General features: G+C 44.1%; 16 protein-coding genes and 1 pseudogene. 15 read left to right on the top strand and 2 right to left on the bottom strand.

What is annotated here, in order from left to right; all coding sequences use genetic code 11:
* Positions 1 to 49 precede the first annotated feature (49 nt).
* Positions 50 to 595, top strand: a complete 546-nt coding sequence (locus tag MC7420_RS32155) for a hypothetical protein (RefSeq protein ID WP_006105976.1) — start codon at positions 50 to 52, stop codon at positions 593 to 595.
* Between the two features lie 234 nt (positions 596 to 829).
* On the opposite strand, the gene MC7420_RS32150 is transcribed toward MC7420_RS32155, so the two are convergent.
* On the bottom strand, positions 830 to 1,759 hold the full coding sequence (locus tag MC7420_RS32150; protein ID WP_006105887.1) for an Rpn family recombination-promoting nuclease/putative transposase: 930 nt from the start codon (positions 1,757 to 1,759) through the stop codon (positions 830 to 832).
* Between the two features lie 180 nt (positions 1,760 to 1,939).
* Here MC7420_RS32150 and MC7420_RS40905 point away from each other — a divergent pair, with 180 nt between their 5' ends.
* The 9 genes and pseudogenes from MC7420_RS40905 (at position 1,940) to MC7420_RS32110 (ending at position 11,233) form a co-directional block, all read left to right on the top strand.
* Positions 1,940 to 2,146, top strand: a complete 207-nt coding sequence (locus MC7420_RS40905) for a hypothetical protein (protein WP_157453421.1) — start codon at positions 1,940 to 1,942, stop codon at positions 2,144 to 2,146.
* Positions 2,147 to 2,608: 462 nt separating this feature from the next.
* The gene (bchL, locus tag MC7420_RS32145; protein ID WP_006105900.1) at positions 2,609 to 3,475 is read left to right on the top strand and encodes a ferredoxin:protochlorophyllide reductase (ATP-dependent) iron-sulfur ATP-binding protein; all 867 of its coding nucleotides are present in this window, start codon (positions 2,609 to 2,611) and stop codon (positions 3,473 to 3,475) included.
* A gap of 247 nt (positions 3,476 to 3,722) precedes the next feature.
* Positions 3,723 to 5,126, top strand: a complete 1,404-nt coding sequence (locus MC7420_RS32140; protein ID WP_006105925.1) for a ferredoxin:protochlorophyllide reductase (ATP-dependent) subunit N — start codon at positions 3,723 to 3,725, stop codon at positions 5,124 to 5,126.
* 312 nt (positions 5,127 to 5,438) lie between these two features.
* A complete protein-coding gene (locus MC7420_RS32135; RefSeq protein WP_006105911.1) occupies positions 5,439 to 5,861 on the top strand; it encodes a Tse2 family ADP-ribosyltransferase toxin in 423 nt (140 codons plus the stop codon).
* An 18-nt stretch (positions 5,862 to 5,879) separates the two neighbouring features.
* Positions 5,880 to 6,395: a hypothetical protein gene (locus MC7420_RS32130; protein WP_006105962.1), complete on the top strand. Its 516-nt coding sequence runs from the start codon at positions 5,880 to 5,882 to the stop codon at positions 6,393 to 6,395.
* A gap of 47 nt (positions 6,396 to 6,442) precedes the next feature.
* Complete coding sequence (locus MC7420_RS32125) at positions 6,443 to 6,688, top strand: UPF0175 family protein (protein ID WP_006105898.1); 246 nt, start codon at positions 6,443 to 6,445, stop codon at positions 6,686 to 6,688.
* A 40-nt stretch (positions 6,689 to 6,728) separates the two neighbouring features.
* Positions 6,729 to 7,898, top strand: coding sequence for a DUF262 domain-containing protein (locus tag MC7420_RS32120; protein WP_006105901.1), 1,170 nt, complete (start codon positions 6,729 to 6,731; stop codon positions 7,896 to 7,898).
* Positions 7,895 to 8,326, top strand: a pseudogene (locus tag MC7420_RS32115) (AAA family ATPase); the annotation flags it as partial. The gene MC7420_RS32120 and the pseudogene MC7420_RS32115, both read left to right, overlap by 4 nt.
* A 666-nt stretch (positions 8,327 to 8,992) precedes the next feature.
* Positions 8,993 to 11,233, top strand: coding sequence for a tetratricopeptide repeat protein (locus MC7420_RS32110; protein ID WP_006105891.1), 2,241 nt, complete (start codon positions 8,993 to 8,995; stop codon positions 11,231 to 11,233).
* A 371-nt stretch (positions 11,234 to 11,604) separates the two neighbouring features.
* Here MC7420_RS32110 and MC7420_RS32105 read toward each other — a convergent pair whose 3' ends face one another.
* Complete coding sequence (locus tag MC7420_RS32105) at positions 11,605 to 12,114, bottom strand: DUF4149 domain-containing protein (RefSeq protein ID WP_006105899.1); 510 nt, start codon at positions 12,112 to 12,114, stop codon at positions 11,605 to 11,607.
* Positions 12,115 to 12,366: 252 nt separating this feature from the next.
* Here MC7420_RS32105 and MC7420_RS42085 point away from each other — a divergent pair, with 252 nt between their 5' ends.
* The 5 genes from MC7420_RS42085 to MC7420_RS32080 all read left to right on the top strand — a co-directional run bounded on the left by MC7420_RS42085 (position 12,367) and on the right by MC7420_RS32080 (position 16,733).
* A complete protein-coding gene (locus tag MC7420_RS42085; RefSeq protein ID WP_006105937.1) occupies positions 12,367 to 12,612 on the top strand; it encodes a DUF4114 domain-containing protein in 246 nt (81 codons plus the stop codon).
* Positions 12,613 to 12,646: 34 nt separating this feature from the next.
* On the top strand, positions 12,647 to 13,537 hold the full coding sequence (gene crtA / locus MC7420_RS32095; protein WP_044210946.1) for a cyanoexosortase A: 891 nt from the start codon (positions 12,647 to 12,649) through the stop codon (positions 13,535 to 13,537).
* Positions 13,537 to 13,746, top strand: a complete 210-nt coding sequence (locus tag MC7420_RS32090) for a hypothetical protein (RefSeq protein WP_006105964.1) — start codon at positions 13,537 to 13,539, stop codon at positions 13,744 to 13,746. The genes crtA and MC7420_RS32090 overlap by 1 nt, the downstream gene beginning before the upstream one ends.
* Positions 13,747 to 14,058: 312 nt before the next feature.
* A complete protein-coding gene (hpsJ-A, locus tag MC7420_RS32085) occupies positions 14,059 to 14,805 on the top strand; it encodes an HpsJ-like protein, cyanoexosortase A-associated (RefSeq protein WP_006105908.1) in 747 nt (248 codons plus the stop codon).
* A gap of 1,244 nt (positions 14,806 to 16,049) precedes the next feature.
* Positions 16,050 to 16,733 (top strand): PEP-CTERM sorting domain-containing protein, encoded by a 684-nt coding sequence (locus tag MC7420_RS32080; RefSeq protein WP_044210943.1) that lies wholly within the window; start codon positions 16,050 to 16,052, stop codon positions 16,731 to 16,733.
* The last annotated feature ends 240 nt before the right edge of the window (positions 16,734 to 16,973 follow it).

Below are 16,973 nucleotides of genomic sequence, written 5' to 3'. Positions count from 1 at the left end.
ATTTCACGCTCAATATAGTACATTTGTACCAAATTACAGCGTGATCCTCATGAAAACACTGCAAGCCGGACTTCAATTCCTGCGTTCCCAGTTCATGCAGCGTCAACCCCCTCGCGTCTTAAAAAAGCCACCTCGTCGGCGTTACCGTTCCCCCAATCCAGTTCCCCGAAAGGCAATCAAGGCACCCCCTCAACCCGTAAAGTCTCAACCGCCTTTATCCTTTGAGCTTGAATCGTCTGTGCGGATGCTACAGCAACGAACTAAAGACGGCTGGAGACGGTTAGAGTCTCAAGCGTCTCACATTAATCGGCTATCGACAGAACTAGAAGCGGCGTTGTTAGAACTCAAAGCGATCGCGTCACAAGTTAATACGGATTGGAAAACACTCCAGAAGATGCAGCATTCGTCAACACAGGCGATTATCCCTAACGTCTGTGAATATCAGATCACTAAGCTACCTTTAGTGCAGTACAAACCATCGGGTGTATTTCTACTGACGTCGCGATCGGTCGATTTATGCAAAGCTGAACGGGAAGCCACGGTGTTAGCACAAGTCTTGCGGCGTCGTACTCGACGTAAACGATTGAAACGTTAGTTCGGTTGCATAAAAGAACAAGTTAGAGGGCAGAAATTTTCCAGGAAACAATAAGCTACTCAGCATTGCAACCTGGCTTTCATCCTTTTAGTGCGTTTAGCGAAGCCATGCCGCAGGCTTTAGTGAAGCCATGCCGCAGGCTTTGCATCTTGCTCGCTACTAAGATCCAATTAAATACATGACAGCTTATCCCAGTTATCAAGGAGGTTAATTAAGAGGATTTGGTACACCTGATTAAGACGGCGAATGTTCGTCTAACCAACGTTCCAAATCCTCCAAACGATTTAAATCTAAAATCTCCTCGGTTAAATTTTCTAAGTCTTGCAAAGGCAAACGTTCAACCTTTGTACTTATCGCCTCTGGCAGTTCTCCAAAACGCTTTGTAAGTAGACGCATAACTAGAGCGATCGCTTCTTGCAAACGTCCTTTCTCTCTTCCTTTTGCTTCCCCTTGTTCTGCCGCATACGTTATCCGCCCTTTCTCATCTTGCAACATGATTCCCCGGCGCTCCACGACTTCTAGCTCTTCTACTGTCATTTTGGCTTGGTTAGCAATATTTAAAGCCAATTCTATCTCAGACACGTCTCCCAAATTATTAGGAATATTATCGAGACTAGCCGCTTCTCTTAGGAAGTAAATCCACTTATCGCTTAAACTGGTTAACTCTGACAAGGTCTTCTTGAATTTCGGTAGCTCTACGAAGATTAGCTGCAATTCTGGATCAGGATATTCAAAGTTTTTGTTTTTTTCCTGAAAAACAAATTGATTGATCACATCTGGGGTGTTATTAAACAGGATAAAGTCTGTAATCGTTACGCCGATCACTGGATTGAGAATCAGGTAATTTTCCCCAATTCCTAACTGATTGCTATAAGCTTTGCTTAGATTGTAAACAATCCGTTTGCTAAAAGCTGTTACCCGCGCTATTTGCATTTCAATAATAACAACAGAGCCGTTAGCTAAAACAGCTTTTATGTCTAAATAAGTATCTTTTAGAGTTATTGCCTGACCTGGATTATAAGGATTGGCAATTGTCAAGGATTGAATGATTTTGTCTCCCTTATAAATAATGGCATTTAGGAAACTGATTAAAACCTCTTTGCTTTGTTCTGAACCAAATATTTTTTTAAAGGCATAATCGACCTTGGGGCTGATAAATTTCATAGGTTTATCCCGGTTAAGTCTGAATTTAAAGGAGCGCTAGTAATCTTATTTTAGTAGTAAACAAGCGTCATGGCTTTTCTATTGGGTTGTGGTTATCCTGATGCGATCAAAAAAACAATAGGGAATCTGGCGCGTGCGTAGGGGCGGGTTTTACGATTATCTTTTTAGTTGCACCCAGATGTGACTAAACCCGCCCCGCCTTTCTCCGGTGAACAATCTCAACACCATTGGTTTTTTGAGGATAGGTACATTTATATCGCAACCATAGACTTTAACCTATGCCAGGGGTTTGCGATCGCGGCGAATGTCATCACTGCCACAAAAATTAATCTTTATTTACAACAATCTTGCCGGAGTTCGCCAAATCTGCGATCGCACGTTCTCTAAGTGACGTAAATCCAGGGTTTTTGGGGATCAGGGTGTCTCAGGGTTAGGGAATGCGATCGCGCCAAACCCCATCTATATCTCCCATTTCCCATCAGCGTTGAGCTGGAGTCAGGTGGCTAACGTGAGCCAGCTTAGTCAGGCTGGAAATCAATTGACCCTCTTTTTTGCTTTTGTTCATATTTATATAAAAAAAATACACAAAATTATAATAAATTGATTAAATTGGCTTCATAGTCACTCTGAAGCTATAAAAGCCTTTAAGCATTGATAGGCGTTATCGGATTGAGATTTAAAGCCCATCCCATTCCCACACCCCCTTTCATTTCTCAGGCAGTTATGTCAATAATGCGATTAGCAGGCAGCAAGCAACGGCTGACGACTCAGCCCAAGCCTAGATGCCAGCATATTTAACAGCTACGACAACATTTCAGTTTTGATCCAAACGATAGGAGACAACGAAGCGTGAAACTCTCAGTTTATGGAAAAGGCGGTATTGGTAAGTCCACAACAAGCTGTAATATCTCCGTAGCTTTAGCCAGACGTGGAAAAAAGGTGTTGCAAATTGGCTGCGATCCGAAACATGACAGCACCTTTACCCTGACAGGCTTCTTAATTCCCACGATTATCGATACGCTTCAGGAAAAGGATTATCACTACGAAGACGTTTGGCCCGAAGACGTTATCTATAAAGGTTATGGCGGCGTTGATTGCGTCGAAGCAGGTGGACCCCCTGCTGGTGCAGGTTGCGGTGGCTACGTTGTCGGTGAGACAGTGAAGCTACTCAAGGAACTTAATGCGTTTGACGAGTACGATGTAATTCTATTTGACGTTCTCGGTGACGTCGTTTGTGGGGGATTTGCTGCACCTCTGAACTATTCCGACTACTGCATGATCGTTACCGATAACGGCTTTGATGCGTTATTCGCGGCGAACCGAATTGCGGCGTCTGTACGTGAAAAAGCCCGTACCCACCCCTTACGCCTAGCTGGACTGATCGGCAATCGTACCTCGAAGCGGGATCTGATCGATAAGTATATTGAAGCTGTACCCATTCCCGTGTTGGAGATTCTGCCCTTAATTGAAGATATTCGCATTTCGCGGGTTAAAGGGAAAACCATTTTTGAAATGGCAGAAACTGATCCATCTCTGATACCTGTGTGTGATTACTATCTGAATATTGCTGATCAAGTGTTGGCGCGTCCCGAAGGTGTCGTTCCCAATGACTCCCCCGATCGCGAGTTGTTCTCTTTACTGTCTGACTTCTACCTGAATCCCCAACAACCTAAGGTAACGTCAGAGGAAGAAGAACTTGACCTGATGATGGTGTAATTGGTCATTTGTCATTTGTCCTTTGTCATTAGTTATGGCGTTGAGACATTGGGTTAAGGGCGGGTTTTGTTGATAGTGAGGTAGGGCGGGTTTTGTTGTTCATTGATCAGTAACAAGTCGTTTGAGTGGCTAACCCCCGCCCCTACAACCCGCCCCTATAATTGTGGCTGAATCCAGCCCTACCATAAGACGTTGGACTTCTTATAGATAGAAACTTACCTGAGAAACGAGGAGAGAAGAACTTTTTATGACTACAGATCAAACCCCCCAATCGCTAGAGTTTGAATGTGAAACTGGAAATTACCATACATTTTGCCCGATTAGCTGTGTAGCTTGGCTTTATCAGAAGATTGAAGATAGTTTCTTCTTAGTGATTGGGACGAAAACCTGTGGTTACTTCCTGCAAAATGCCATGGGGGTGATGATTTTCGCCGAACCTCGTTATGCGATGGCGGAATTGGAAGAAGGAGATATTTCCGCCCAATTAAATGACTACGAAGAACTGAAGCGGTTATGTTTACAGATTAAGCGCGATCGCAACCCTAGTGTAATTGTCTGGATTGGCACTTGCACCACCGAAATCATTAAGATGGATTTGGAAGGCTTAGCGCCGAAGTTAGAAGCCGAGCTTGGGATTCCCATTGTTACAGCGCGGGCGAATGGGTTGGACTATGCGTTCACTCAAGGGGAAGATACCGTTCTGGCGGCGATGGCGCACAAATGTCCGAAAGAAGCACCCAAGGTAGAAGCGGAAAAAGAAGAACGGAATGCGATTTCCAAACTACTCAACTTCGGACGCCAGAAAGAAGACGTTGCGGCGGAAGAATCAGAGTATGTGGATCATCCTCCCCTGGTATTATTTGGGTCATTACCTGACCCCGTGGTAACGAATCTTACCCTGGAACTGAAGAAGCAAGGAATTAAAGTTTCCGGTTGGTTACCCGCGAAGCGATATACGGAACTTCCGGTGATTGAAGAAGGGTATTATGTCGCAGGTGTCAACCCCTTCTTAAGCCGCACCGCCACAACCTTAATGCGTCGCCGCAAGTGTAAATTAATTGGCGCACCGTTCCCCATTGGACCCGATGGGACTCGCGCCTGGATTGAAAAGATTTGTTCCGTGTTTGGAATTGAACCGAAGGGATTAGACGAACGGGAAGCCCATATTTGGGAAAACTTGGAAGAGTATGTCAAGTTAGTACGGGGTAAATCGGTTTTCTTCATGGGGGATAACTTACTGGAAATTTCCCTGGCTCGTTTCTTAATTCGCTGTGGAATGACTTGTCCAGAAATTGGCATTCCCTATATGGATAAGCGGTATCAGAAAGCGGAATTGGATCTGCTGGAGAAAACCTGTCAGGAGATGGGAGTACCGACACCAAAGATTATCGAGAAACCGGATAACTACAATCAAATTCAGCGAATTTATGAGTCGAAACCGGACTTGGTGATTACGGGAATGGCTCATGCAAATCCCTTAGAAGCGCGAGGAATTAATACTAAGTGGTCCGTTGAGTTTACATTTGCTCAGATTCACGGCTTTACCAATGCGCGGGATATTCTGGAATTAGCAACTCGTCCTCTGCGCCGCAATAACAGCCTCAAGGATTTGGGTTGGGATAAGTTGGTGAAAGAAGAAGCGAAGGTTTGATCTCTCCTCCTTTGAGATCTCTCCTACCCCCCGGATTCCGGGGGGTTTATTTTTTAGTTTTATGCAATGGCGACTGGAAGTCGCAGCTACACAAACAAAGTCCGCCTGCGCGGACTAAATTTATAAAGCGGGTAGTCAACCCGGATTGGGTATGAGAGGGTGCGATCGTTTGTAGTAGCCACTTTAGTGGCTAAAAAAGGTTTATCCGCTCTTGAATATGCTGTAATTGTAGAGGATAGGTGTTTAGTCTTGCCTAAAAATACCCGACTGCTCTAAAGTGGAACACTAACCATTATTGAGCTGGTAAAATTAGTGATTCATAGCGGGGCAGATCACCAACCCCAAGAGACTACAACAACCGCTAATGTAGTCAAGCGAGTTACCGTACCTATAACACTCTACGCCTTTGGTAACAGACAACGCCCTCGTCCACCGCGTCAAAATAAAGATATTGCTGTTGACAATGATTGTGTAAAACCGACAAACCCACCAACAGGAGCATCTACCTTTGGCGATGTTCAATACGCACCACTCACAGGACACTACCACAAGCTTAATCAGAATACACAATTACCTGAAGGTCTTGATGTAATCGCTGATGGTAGAGAGGTGGGTGGTACTCACTCACCAACCCATCATACAATTTACCCCAGTCGAGAAATGCCATTTACAGAATTTGTGGAAAAATTTCTAAGTAGTGGATGGGTGTACGCTGGTAAGAAGGAAATAAGATAGGGATAAAAGTTAAAAGCCATGTTTCAAAAGCAACCCCCAAAAAACGACATCGAACTTTGGCAGAAAGTGTTTGACCAAGAAACTGCCTATATTCAAGCTCGCCAAGACTTCCTCAATAATTCTCCTGACCGAATCGGATTCATCAAGAAAGCTTTACACAATCCTACTGAAAGAGGTACAGCACTGAGACTCATGGAGTATCTAAAACTCGAAGAGCGTCAAAGCTTGTTTGATGACTTGCTTGAATTAGCGAGTGTCTCTCAGTCAGATATTGAACTTTGCCGGAAAGCTATTCTTTCGCTCCCTAAAAATTGGCTTTTAGCCAACATTGAAAAGAGCGCTGAACCCTTACTCCAAGATGGAACAGATGAAGAGTATAGGCGATTACTAGAATTATATCTTGATATTGATAGAGAACTGGTTAAAAGACTTGCCCATAGAGCGGTGGATCATGATGATCCAGATATTCGTGAAGTTGGGGAGGATTTCCAGAACTACCTGGAGAATCAGCATACTATTCTATCAGCAATTTAATCCGCGATCGCCCTTAATAAATCTAAGATACGGGAGAATAAAAAAAGATGAGTGTTGTAATTCCTAATGAAATCGTCAAAGCCAGTGGGATGTCAGCGGAAGAGTTGATGTTAGAGTTAGTTATTCTACTCTTTCAAAAAGATAAAATATCTTTGGGGAAAGCCAGTGAGTTAGTAGGGATGAATCAACTCCGATTTCAGCGATTGCTAGCTGAGCGTAATATTTGCATCCATTATGATGTAGTTGAGTTTCAAGAAGATCTGAAGAGCTTACAAGAACGAGGTTGGCTGTGATCATAGTCAGTGACAATGAAGTTGATAAGGAGTACCCGTTGTGACAGATTTGAAAAACATAAACGAAGAATTCTCTGAGGAAGATACTGATATTGATAATGGCAACTGGAGCGAGTTTGAGGAAGAGGAGATTGAGCCAGAGGAAGAAGAAACCACTGAACCTTTTGATCCAACTAAGATTAGGGTTGATACCAGATCAATGACTATCGACTTAGTGCTTTCACGCATTGAGCATGATGAACTTGACTTAGCACCTAATTTTCAACGTCGAGCAGGAATCTGGACTGATGCCGCTAAAAGCAGACTAATTGAGTCTATCTTAATTCGTATTCCATTACCAGCATTCTACATGGATGCAACCAATGAGGATAAATGGTTAGTTGTAGATGGTTTACAACGATTAACTGCACTAAAACAGTTTGTTATTGATAAGCAACTTAGACTAATTGGACTGGAGTATCTCAACGAAATAGAGAATAATAGTTATGAGGAAATTCCTCGAAAGTATCAGCGTCGAATTCAGGAAACTCAAATAACAGTTTATCTAATTGAAAAAGGCACACCTCCGAAGGTTAAATTTAATATATTCAAACGTATTAACACAGGTGGATTACCTCTATCTGCACAGGAAATACGCCATGCAATTAACCAGGGTAAAGCAACAAAAATTTTGTCTAAACTAGCTGAATCTACAGAATTCAAGAGATCCACAAGTATTACAAAAAAAAGTATAATTCGCATGGAAGATCATGAATTTGTATTGAGGTTCTTGGCTTTTATGATTACTGATTACAGAAATTACAAATCAAAAATATTAGATGATTTTCTCAATGATACAATGATAAAATTGAATGGGATGACAGACGATAAATTAAGTAATTTTGAACATGAGTTTACAAAATCTATGAATGCAGCACATGAAATATTTGGTAAATATGCTTTTCGCAAGCGATCTCAAGCTAATCTCAAAAGAAAATATCCACTCAATAAAGCTTTGTTTGAATCTTGGTCAGTCAATCTTGCTAAAATCAGTTCTGACAATTTGAATATACTCAAAGAAAGGAAAGAATCTCTCAATAAAAACTTTATTAATCTAATGGAAACAGATGAAGAATTTATGGGAGCTATTTCTCAAGGTACTGGCAAAGTTAATCAAGTAAAACATCGATTTGGTACTATTGAAAAATTAATAAAGGAAGTGCTGACATGATTCATTCATTATGCTTGAAAAACTTTAAACCTTTTGAATGTGAGGATCTTAACTTTAGATATCTCACTCTGCTTTCTGGTCTCAACAGCACAGGTAAATCCTCAGTACTTCAAGCACTTCTTTTGCTACGTCAATCCTACCAACAAAGTTTATTACCAGACGTAGGTTTAGCTCTGAATGGTGACTTGGTTTGTATCGGTACAGCTCAAGATGCTCTTTTTGAGGGAGCCAAAGAAGACTCAATCAGTTTTGAGCTGGTTTGGGAGGATGGTAAGAAAGGGATATGGCGTTTTAATTACGACCAAGAGGCAGATGTGATAGCTCTTTCCTCACCCAAAACTGCTTCCGATGTCTATAAATTCAGTCTTTTTAGTGATAAGTTCCACTATATTCAAGCAGAACGTATTGGTTCCAGGACATATACCGAGTAAGGTAACTCCAGAAAGTGAATCAAGGCTCCAGAAGTTGAAAAATAAGTTAACCTTTATCTGTCCTGATGGTAACGAGCGTATCTTCAGTTTACATGTTCGCATGACGCCAGGAGCTTGGCGACTTCATTTTTCGGTAGACTTAGAACCAGGTAAGATAATTATTGGATACATTGGTTCCAAAATATTATAATTAGTCGGGCATTGATCGGCTCCTGCGATTCGCATTCCCTAATTCAGAGCAGTCATCTAAGTCATACCTGAGATTTCATCATACAATTTTAGCAGCTGTTCGGCATTTAAACCTTAATGTCAACAACTGCAAAATCGTTGTAATGCGTTTAGCGAAGCCATGCCGCAGGCTTTGCATCTTGCTCGCTACCCATTCCCAATTTAAATGCGTGACAGCTTAACCAGGAACGATCGCGTCTGGGGTAATTGCGTTTGTCTGTCAATAGAAGCCAATGACAAATGACGATGATTATGTCGTCAAAGAATCGTCTACGCTCTCTTTAGAGATAACGAATCCTTAAACTTCTGCTAAGATATTACGGATTTATTAAGCAAAAGTAGTATATAAACAAAGAAGTTGATAAAGTTATACATTATTTAAACTATCAACAGAGTTATTCTCGTTGATGGTATCTTGAGGTCTGAGGAGTCAATATGTCAAAAATCCCGGTTCAGATAGGCGTAGCCTTAGCGACATTGATGACTGGTGGTATCGCCAGTGCGACGGTGCAAACACCGATTGAACCAATGAAGTTCGATCGCACCCCCACCACGATGCCGATCGCACAAGCTCAACTGCTGGATCAATTATGGCAACAGGTGAGCCAGTTACGGGGTGTGGGTAAGTATCGTGAAGCAATAGCCATCCTAGAACGAATTGTGCAGATTCAGCCAGAGGCTTTCTTGGCGTGGTATTGGCGCGGCGAGATATTCAGTAGTTGGGGACAGTACGAAAGTGCGATCGCATCCTACGATGAAGCGCTTCGACTTCAACCCAGTTATCTTTTAGCTCAGTATAAGAAAGGACAAGCCTTATACGAACTCCAACGCTATCAGGCGGCGGTGACAACTTGGCAACAAACCTTAACCTTAAACGCCGAATCGGAGTATGAACAAACCTTAATTACTACAGTCATACCCAAGCAAATTGCCCAAGTGCTGTCTTATGAGTTGCGACAGTATAATCAGGCGCTCTCCATCTATGATCAACTTTTGCAAATTGATGAGCAGATGGCGTCAGTTTGGGTGGAACGCGCCGCCGCACTGTATAAACTCGAACGGTATCAAGACGCGGTAGCCAGTTGTGATCAAGCCTTAGAACTTGAACCGCGAAACGCCCTCGCCTGGAAACGACGCGGATTAGCACTGTATCAATTAGAGCGTTACGAACAAGCGATCGCGTCTTTAGAACGAGCGGCGAGTTTTAACGGCACAGATTTAGAAGTAACCACCTTACTCTCTATTCTTACCACCTCTGGCGAATCTACCACCGAAGTTCGTGGCGCCCAACAGCGACTTGTAGCGCTGCAAGCCGAAATTCGCACCGCCGAAGCCCGATTAGAGACGTTGCGGAATGAACGCCAAACCGTCACCGCCCAATTTGAATCCTCCCAATCCACGATGCGTCAATCGCAACAGCGATTAGTCGCCCTGCGCGAAGAAATTCAAACCGCCCAAACTCAACTCCAATCCTTCCAAGTCGAAATCCGGGAATCTCGACAACAGTTAATCGCCATTCGAGAAGAAATTGAAACCACCCAAGCCCAACTCGAATCCTCTCAAGCATCGGTGCGCCAATCTCAACAACGGTTAGTCGAAGTGCGAGAGGAAATTACCAGCGCCCAAGCCCAACTGACATCACTCCAAAGTGAACGCCAAACCTTAGAAGCCAGACTGGTTGAGGTACGGGAGGAAATTGAGACATCTCAAGAACGCCTGGAAGCCTCTCAAGCTTCGGTGCGCCGCTCTCAACAACAGTTAGTTGAAGTACGCCAAGAGATTAGTACTGCACAGGTAGAACTTGAATCACTCCAAAGTGAACGCCAAACTCGAGAGGCGAGACTGGTGGCGATACAGGAGGAAATTGAGACATCTCAAGAACGTCTGGAATCCTCTCAATTGTCTGTGCGACAATCTCAACAACGATTAGTCGAAGTGCGAGAGGAAGTGAGTAGCGCTCAAGCCCAACTGACATCCCTACAGAGTGAACGCCAAACCTTAGAAGCAAGACTGGTAGCGGTACGGGAGGAAATTGAGACATCTCAAGAACGGCTGGAAGCCTCTCAATTGTCTGTGCGACAATCTCAACAACAGTTAGTTGCAGTTCGGGAAGAGATTAGTACTGCACAGGTAGAATTTGAATCACTCCAAGGTGAACGCCAAACCTTAGAAGCGAGACTGGTTGAGGTACGAGAGGAAATCGAAACCGTTCAAGAACGCCTGGAATCCTCTCAATCTTCGGTGCGACAATCGCAACAACGGTTAGTTGAAGTGCGACAAGAGGTTAGCAGCGCCGAAGCCAGAGTTGAGTCGCTTCAGAGTGAACGGCAAAGCTTAGAAGCCCAACTGGTAGCGGTACGTGGTGAAATCGAAACGGCTCAAGAACGCCTGGAAGTCTCTCGCCGTGAATTTAGCAGCGTACAACAGCGTTTAAGTACATTACAAGGCGAAATCCAAACCACCGAACAACGAATCGCGACGGCTCGAACTGAACTGCGTCAGTTGGAAGAGCGCAAGACAGTGGAAGCTGAGACATTACAGACTTTGCAAGTTCAGTATTGCGGTTTACAAGAAGATTTGAGTGAATTGGAAGTCGGGATACGTCGCCTCCGGGGGGCGCAACTTGCATCTGATGCAGTTCAACGCTGTCAATTGTCCGATGACGATGCTTTCTGAGGGTAAATTCATTGGAATCCCTGTGACGAAAGAATCCCCGCCCTTATAGAATCCCCGCCCTTATAGGGCGGGGAGTATCAAGAAATGCCAGCCGAGCGATTATAGGTGCCAATACCAACCGAAACCAGTCTGTCAGCCTGAGTAACGGCTATCGAATTACCTTTTCACGGGCTCTGGAGAACCTCTCTCCAAACCTCTCTCCTGCTCTTGAGAAGGCTTTGAATTCTCCCCCGTTTCGTAGTAGGCACTTTAGTGCTATAAGCGCTAAAGCGCTGACTACAAACTCTAAAGTCAGTGCCATTCGACTTTAAGATAGTGTAGGGGAACGATATGTCGTTCCCCTACAGATGGTGATTCAATGGTAAAACCTATTAAGCAATTTCTCGCGAATCGTGATAACACCAAGCCAATACAGTCGCACCGACAATTAATTTAATCGCTTCTAGGAACCAATAGCCTTCATGCATCTCAACCATTCCGCTTGCCATACCCGTTGCTGGCTCAAACAGATTCAGTTGCATCGCTAGAGCGCTCATCTGGGGCGTCATGATGTAGGTATTAATGATAGCAATTGCTAACAGAAGCCCAGATAATAGGATCGACCAGCGTCGGACATGATGATAGAGATTAGATGTGCCACGTATTGCCAAAAGGCTGGTTAAAACTAAAGCGGCACAGAGTAACTCGATCCGATTAAACATCCAGAAAATCGAATAACCCGCACTGGCAAAACTGGCGTCGTTCAACATTCCAGCCGTTCCCAGAGTGGGCATGATCACGAAGTCTAGAATAAAGCTACTACTTAACCACAGACCCAAGACAAACAGAGCAATCGTTTGCCAGGTGGGTTGCTTTGTGCTAGTCCCAAAAACAGCATTCATAATTTTTCCTTGAATTCCTCTGTTATTTTTAGCTTAACCAAGATTAGAGCAAAAAAATGTAAAATATTCTTGCGAAGCACTCGCGATAATGTTGCGTTTTTTTAAGTTGTCATTCGTCATTCGTCATTCTTCATTCGTCAATTTGGCGATCGCCCCGGTAATCCAGGATATGCTGTAGCTGCCCTGTCTCAGCCGAATCGCCTGGTTATCGTTGCACCGGGAGAGACGGGGAATGGGCAACGGACACTGAATGTGGAGAGCGATCGCGCTTTTGGATGGTATCTGATCCCAAACGGCACAACAGAACAGTTTTTACGGGAGAATCCCGACAATTTACTGGGGAATTCGCCCTTAGCCTTTTTCTCATTCATTGCCGCGAACCCCAATGGGATAGATAATTTCTGGCGACTGTCCCCCAATGAATTTGCCTGGACAGACCTGACAAACGATAGTGATATCGACTTTAATGATGTAATGATAGGCATTCAGTTTGGCTAATTTTCTCTCTCATCGTTTCTACCCATAAAGCACCATGAAAGCGACCTCTCTCACACCCCTGCAACGATTAAAAATCCCCCCCTATTGGCTGCTTGCCATAGCGGCTGGCTTAGTTGCCATCTATATGACACTCAGTTGGAAAGCCGGAGACGAAGCCCAGCTTGGCATGAGTGTCTTGTTTTGGCTAGCGGTTGGTTCCCTGCTGTGGGGCAAACGCCAGGAGTTAAACCTGGAAAGTGAAGTTGTCCCAAGTATCGCTGGGGCGCTAGTCATTGGCTTTGTCCTCTGGTATAGCGCCCACATCAGTGGGTTGAGGCTAACTAATGAAAATGTGCAGAGGTTAGCACCGTTACTGCGCCTGCTGCCCTTTATTTCTGTCGTCGGTGTCGCCTTACTTGCCTCTGGGTTTAAAGGATTCAAACAATACTGGCAAGAAGTAACGATTCTGTTTTTTCTCGGTGGACCGGCGACAATTGCCTCATTTATACCGGATATTTCGCCGATCACAGCTATATTTTCGGCGTTCATGCTGCACTATATGGGCTTTCAGGTCTATCTGTACGATAAGGTCTTTATTAACCTGCCTGATGGCGGCGTTAAGGTGTATCATGGCTGTTCCGGTATGGAAGCGATGACTTATGTGCTGGGACTATCGGTGATTTGCCTAATCATGTTTCCCATCAGTCGCCGCAAGCAGTATTTTGTGCCAATCATGGCGTTGGTTGTCGGATTTGTGGTCAATAGCTTCCGGGTGGCGTTGATGGCGGTGCTGGCAAATGCCCAAAATATGGAAGCCTTTAAATACTGGCATGAAGGCGAAGGTTCTCTAGTCTTCGGGATGATTTCTGTGATGGTTTTCGGCGTGTTCTACTGGTTGCTGTTGCGGCTGGAGGACACGAGTTCTCCGGAGACTGAGGAGGCATAATGTCCTGGAAACAGGTGCGGATTTTTGTGTTAGCACTGATTTTTGGTGCGGTTCTCGTGGTGTTGCTGAAAGTCATTCTGGCAACTCTGGCTGAGAAAGGGCAAGGAAAGTCAGCAGCTAGGCTTCCCAGGGTTGAGTCCCTGGCGTTGCAGCCGTCGGTAGAGATGGGCTACGGCACGTCTTTACAGTCGGAAGCTGGCATGAATTGAAATTGTGTATAGGTAGTGAGCAAGATGCAAAGCCTGCGGCATGGCTTCGCTAAACACACTACAAGGATTTCCCAATTCTTGGCATTATGGTTTAAATGCCGAACAACTTACCCCTCATGATTTAGACAATCTGTTTCCAGAGGTAGGGAAAAAGAGATAATCTATTGAACGTTAAACGTCATTAGTCTGCTAACTAATGAATTAGTTGTGATCATTATGTCGGACATAAGACGTAGCCTGCTTCTCAAGGGAGCAAGTATGACAAATGATATAAGACTAATGACGAATGACAAATAACCGATAATTAAAACCATGACGCAATCAGAAGAAAAAGATAAATTTGTTCCCGCGATCGACCAACTGTGGAAGTTTAGCGCTGGTTTATCCAAGTCAATCGCAGTGGCGCGGTGGATCGGCTATGGGTTATTAGTTTTGGCATTTTTCGATGTCGTAGAGATATTTGTACCTCCGGTGTTGATGAATCCCGCTTGGGAGTTTCAGACTATCGGACAATTGGTGGAACGGGTTCCTGTACCGTTGCTGGGATTGGCGCTGGTGTTTCTAGGCGAACGAGATCAACGTACTCGATGGGAACCTCTGATTCTAAATATTTTGTCCTGGCTAGCTTTGCTGGTGGGGGTTTTGTACTTTTTACTGGTTCCCTTGGGAATTGTGGACACAATACGGCTGGACACGCGGAACACGGATGACATTACTCGGCAAGTTGAACAGCGCCAAGAGCAAATTCAACAGGTGAGAGAGGCGCTAGGACAAGCGACGACTGTAGAACAGATGCAGTTTCTGATTAGTCAATTGGATAGTCAAGGGCGCACGCCACAGATTCAAGGTACTGAGCAGTTAGCTGAGGTGAAGGAGCAGCTTTCGACATTTTTGGAACAGGGTGAGACACGGATGCAGGAGGACGCTCAATCCCAGAAGAAGTCTCGGCGCTTACGGTTACTGGAGAATTCGGTGAAGTGGAATTTGGGCGCTTTGGTTTCTGGGGCGTTGTTTGTCAGTATTTGGCGCTTAACGGGTTGGGCAAGACGTAGCGAGTGATTCCAGGTTTTTGTTGGGACATCTCACACGGAAGCGAGTGTGTCATTGGAGAATGAAGCGATCGCGCATAGAATCTCAACAGATGTTCTGGCGGTTCGGGATCAAAAAATAAATGTAGGACTTAAGCCCACACGCCATTTATGTATGGTAGGGACACGATATTATCGTGTCCCTACTTCCTTCTCTTATTCAGCAGGTTGGTTCCCCTGGTTCCATTAGAGGACTGGGAAGCTTCTATGTATTTCTACGGTGCGGTCTATCAAGACGGCAAATCACGATATCTCTAATGTAACCAGACTCGAAAATCCTCAGCCTCTTACTATACCTAGTTTTCAGCCGGAATAATGTCGCCATTTTTACCGTATTTCCACGGAAATCCCAGACATCTTCATCAAAACTTTAAATTAAGGGTTAATTTTCCGGATATCTTCATCGAAGCTTTATAGACATGTATCGAAGGTTACTTTATATTGAACGATAGAGCGAATTCAATGAAGCTCAAGCCAGATATGGCAAGCGATTCAGGGTTTTGCTCACATCCAGCAACTATCTAATATTGAATTGAGTTAACTAGTCCTAAACAGCACTGACATGAAACGTTCTGCTTTTGTTCCCTCGGTTTTAGCTGCTACTGGCGTAGCCGCCGTCAGGTCTAAAAGTAATCAAATATAAGCCTATTTTAGGGACTCCCTTTAGTAAATCAAGCTAGCTTGTCCTTAATAACTGAGCAACAAAAGCTATCCTTATTCATACGTCATAAGTTATATAAAAAAGCATTCCAACCTATGTATTCTGCCTTTTGTTTGGCTTTGTTGAGCAATTCAGGAGGTAAGTTGGTTTTATTTATGAGTCTCACCAATACTCTGTTGGGTTTCACTTCGTTCAACCCAACCTACAACAACTAAAACAAGTAACTTAGCCAATATCACAACAAGCTTGACCCCCAAGAGTCTTCCTGCGTCAAAAAACCAGGCTGGGGGTCTTCTTTGTGGTTATTTTTACTCAAGAGGGCATGAATACCGATACTTTGATCAAATTCTCAAATCCTTACCCAATAAGGCATCTCACCTTATAGCGATTAATCTTTATGGAAAGTTTACACAAATTAACTCATTCTTCATTGCAACTTTACCCAACCCCTAAGTGAAGTCCCTTATAGTGTGAATATAGAAAAGCAAACACGCCGAAGCAAATCAGTCCAAACGCTTCAGCAATCAAGTTATCTAGTCCTAAGGAGTCCTGACATGAAATTCTCTTCTCTCGTTCCCTCTGTTATCGCCGCTGCTGGAATCGCTGTTACCGCAAGTATGATGCCTGCTGAAGCCGCCATGTTTGGATTTAACAACATTCAAGGTGGTGACACATTTGGAGATTCGATAGTTAATCAATTCTCCTTTGATGTAACTGACGCTGGTAGTGGACAAGTTTCTTTTAAATTCAATAACGCAGGTCCAGCGTCTTCAACAATTACGCAGATTTATTGGGATGACATGGATGGCATTTTGTCTAGCCTCTCCCTAGATTCCAGTAAGACTTCAGCGTCTGGCGTAAACTTTACAATTCCCAACAACGTTGGCAATCTTCCTCAAGGTAATAATCTAACTCCAAGCTTTGATGAAAATTTTGAAGTGGCACGTAGTAATGGACAAGGTGGCGCGGCGAATGGAATCGACTCAGGTGAAATGCTAGGTGTGTTATTTAATGGCTCGTTTGATAGTATTATTGCCGGCTTAAATGATGGTTCGCTGCGGGTTGGCATGCATGTTCAACGCATTGGTACTGCTAGCCAAAGTGATGCTTATGTTAACGCTCCTGGCAATCCTACTCAAGATGTTCCCGAACCCCTCACCATCTTAGGTTCCGCTACTGCTCTAGGAATCGGCGGTTTGCTCAAGCGCCAACAGTCCAAAAAGAACAACAAGGCTTAATTGAGTCTCAAGTAATTCCCTCCGAGTTTACATAGTAGAAGCCCAGTAAACTCCTTCTGTCGAGTCAAGCAGAAGGGGTTATTTTTTTGTCATTCGTCATTCGTCATTTGTCATTTGTCATCAGTCTTGTAGGGTGGGTTAGGCGGGAATTTAATCAAGACAATCACCCTTCAGTGAAATATCCGCCGTAACCCACCAATGCATTGAATAATGATGCGTTATACAGCAGTTTGCTCTGCT

The organism is Coleofasciculus chthonoplastes PCC 7420 (assembly GCF_000155555.1).
GTDB lineage: Bacteria > Cyanobacteriota > Cyanobacteriia > Cyanobacteriales > Coleofasciculaceae > Coleofasciculus > Coleofasciculus chthonoplastes_A.
This window is presented reverse-complemented; position numbering and strand designations above follow the sequence as displayed.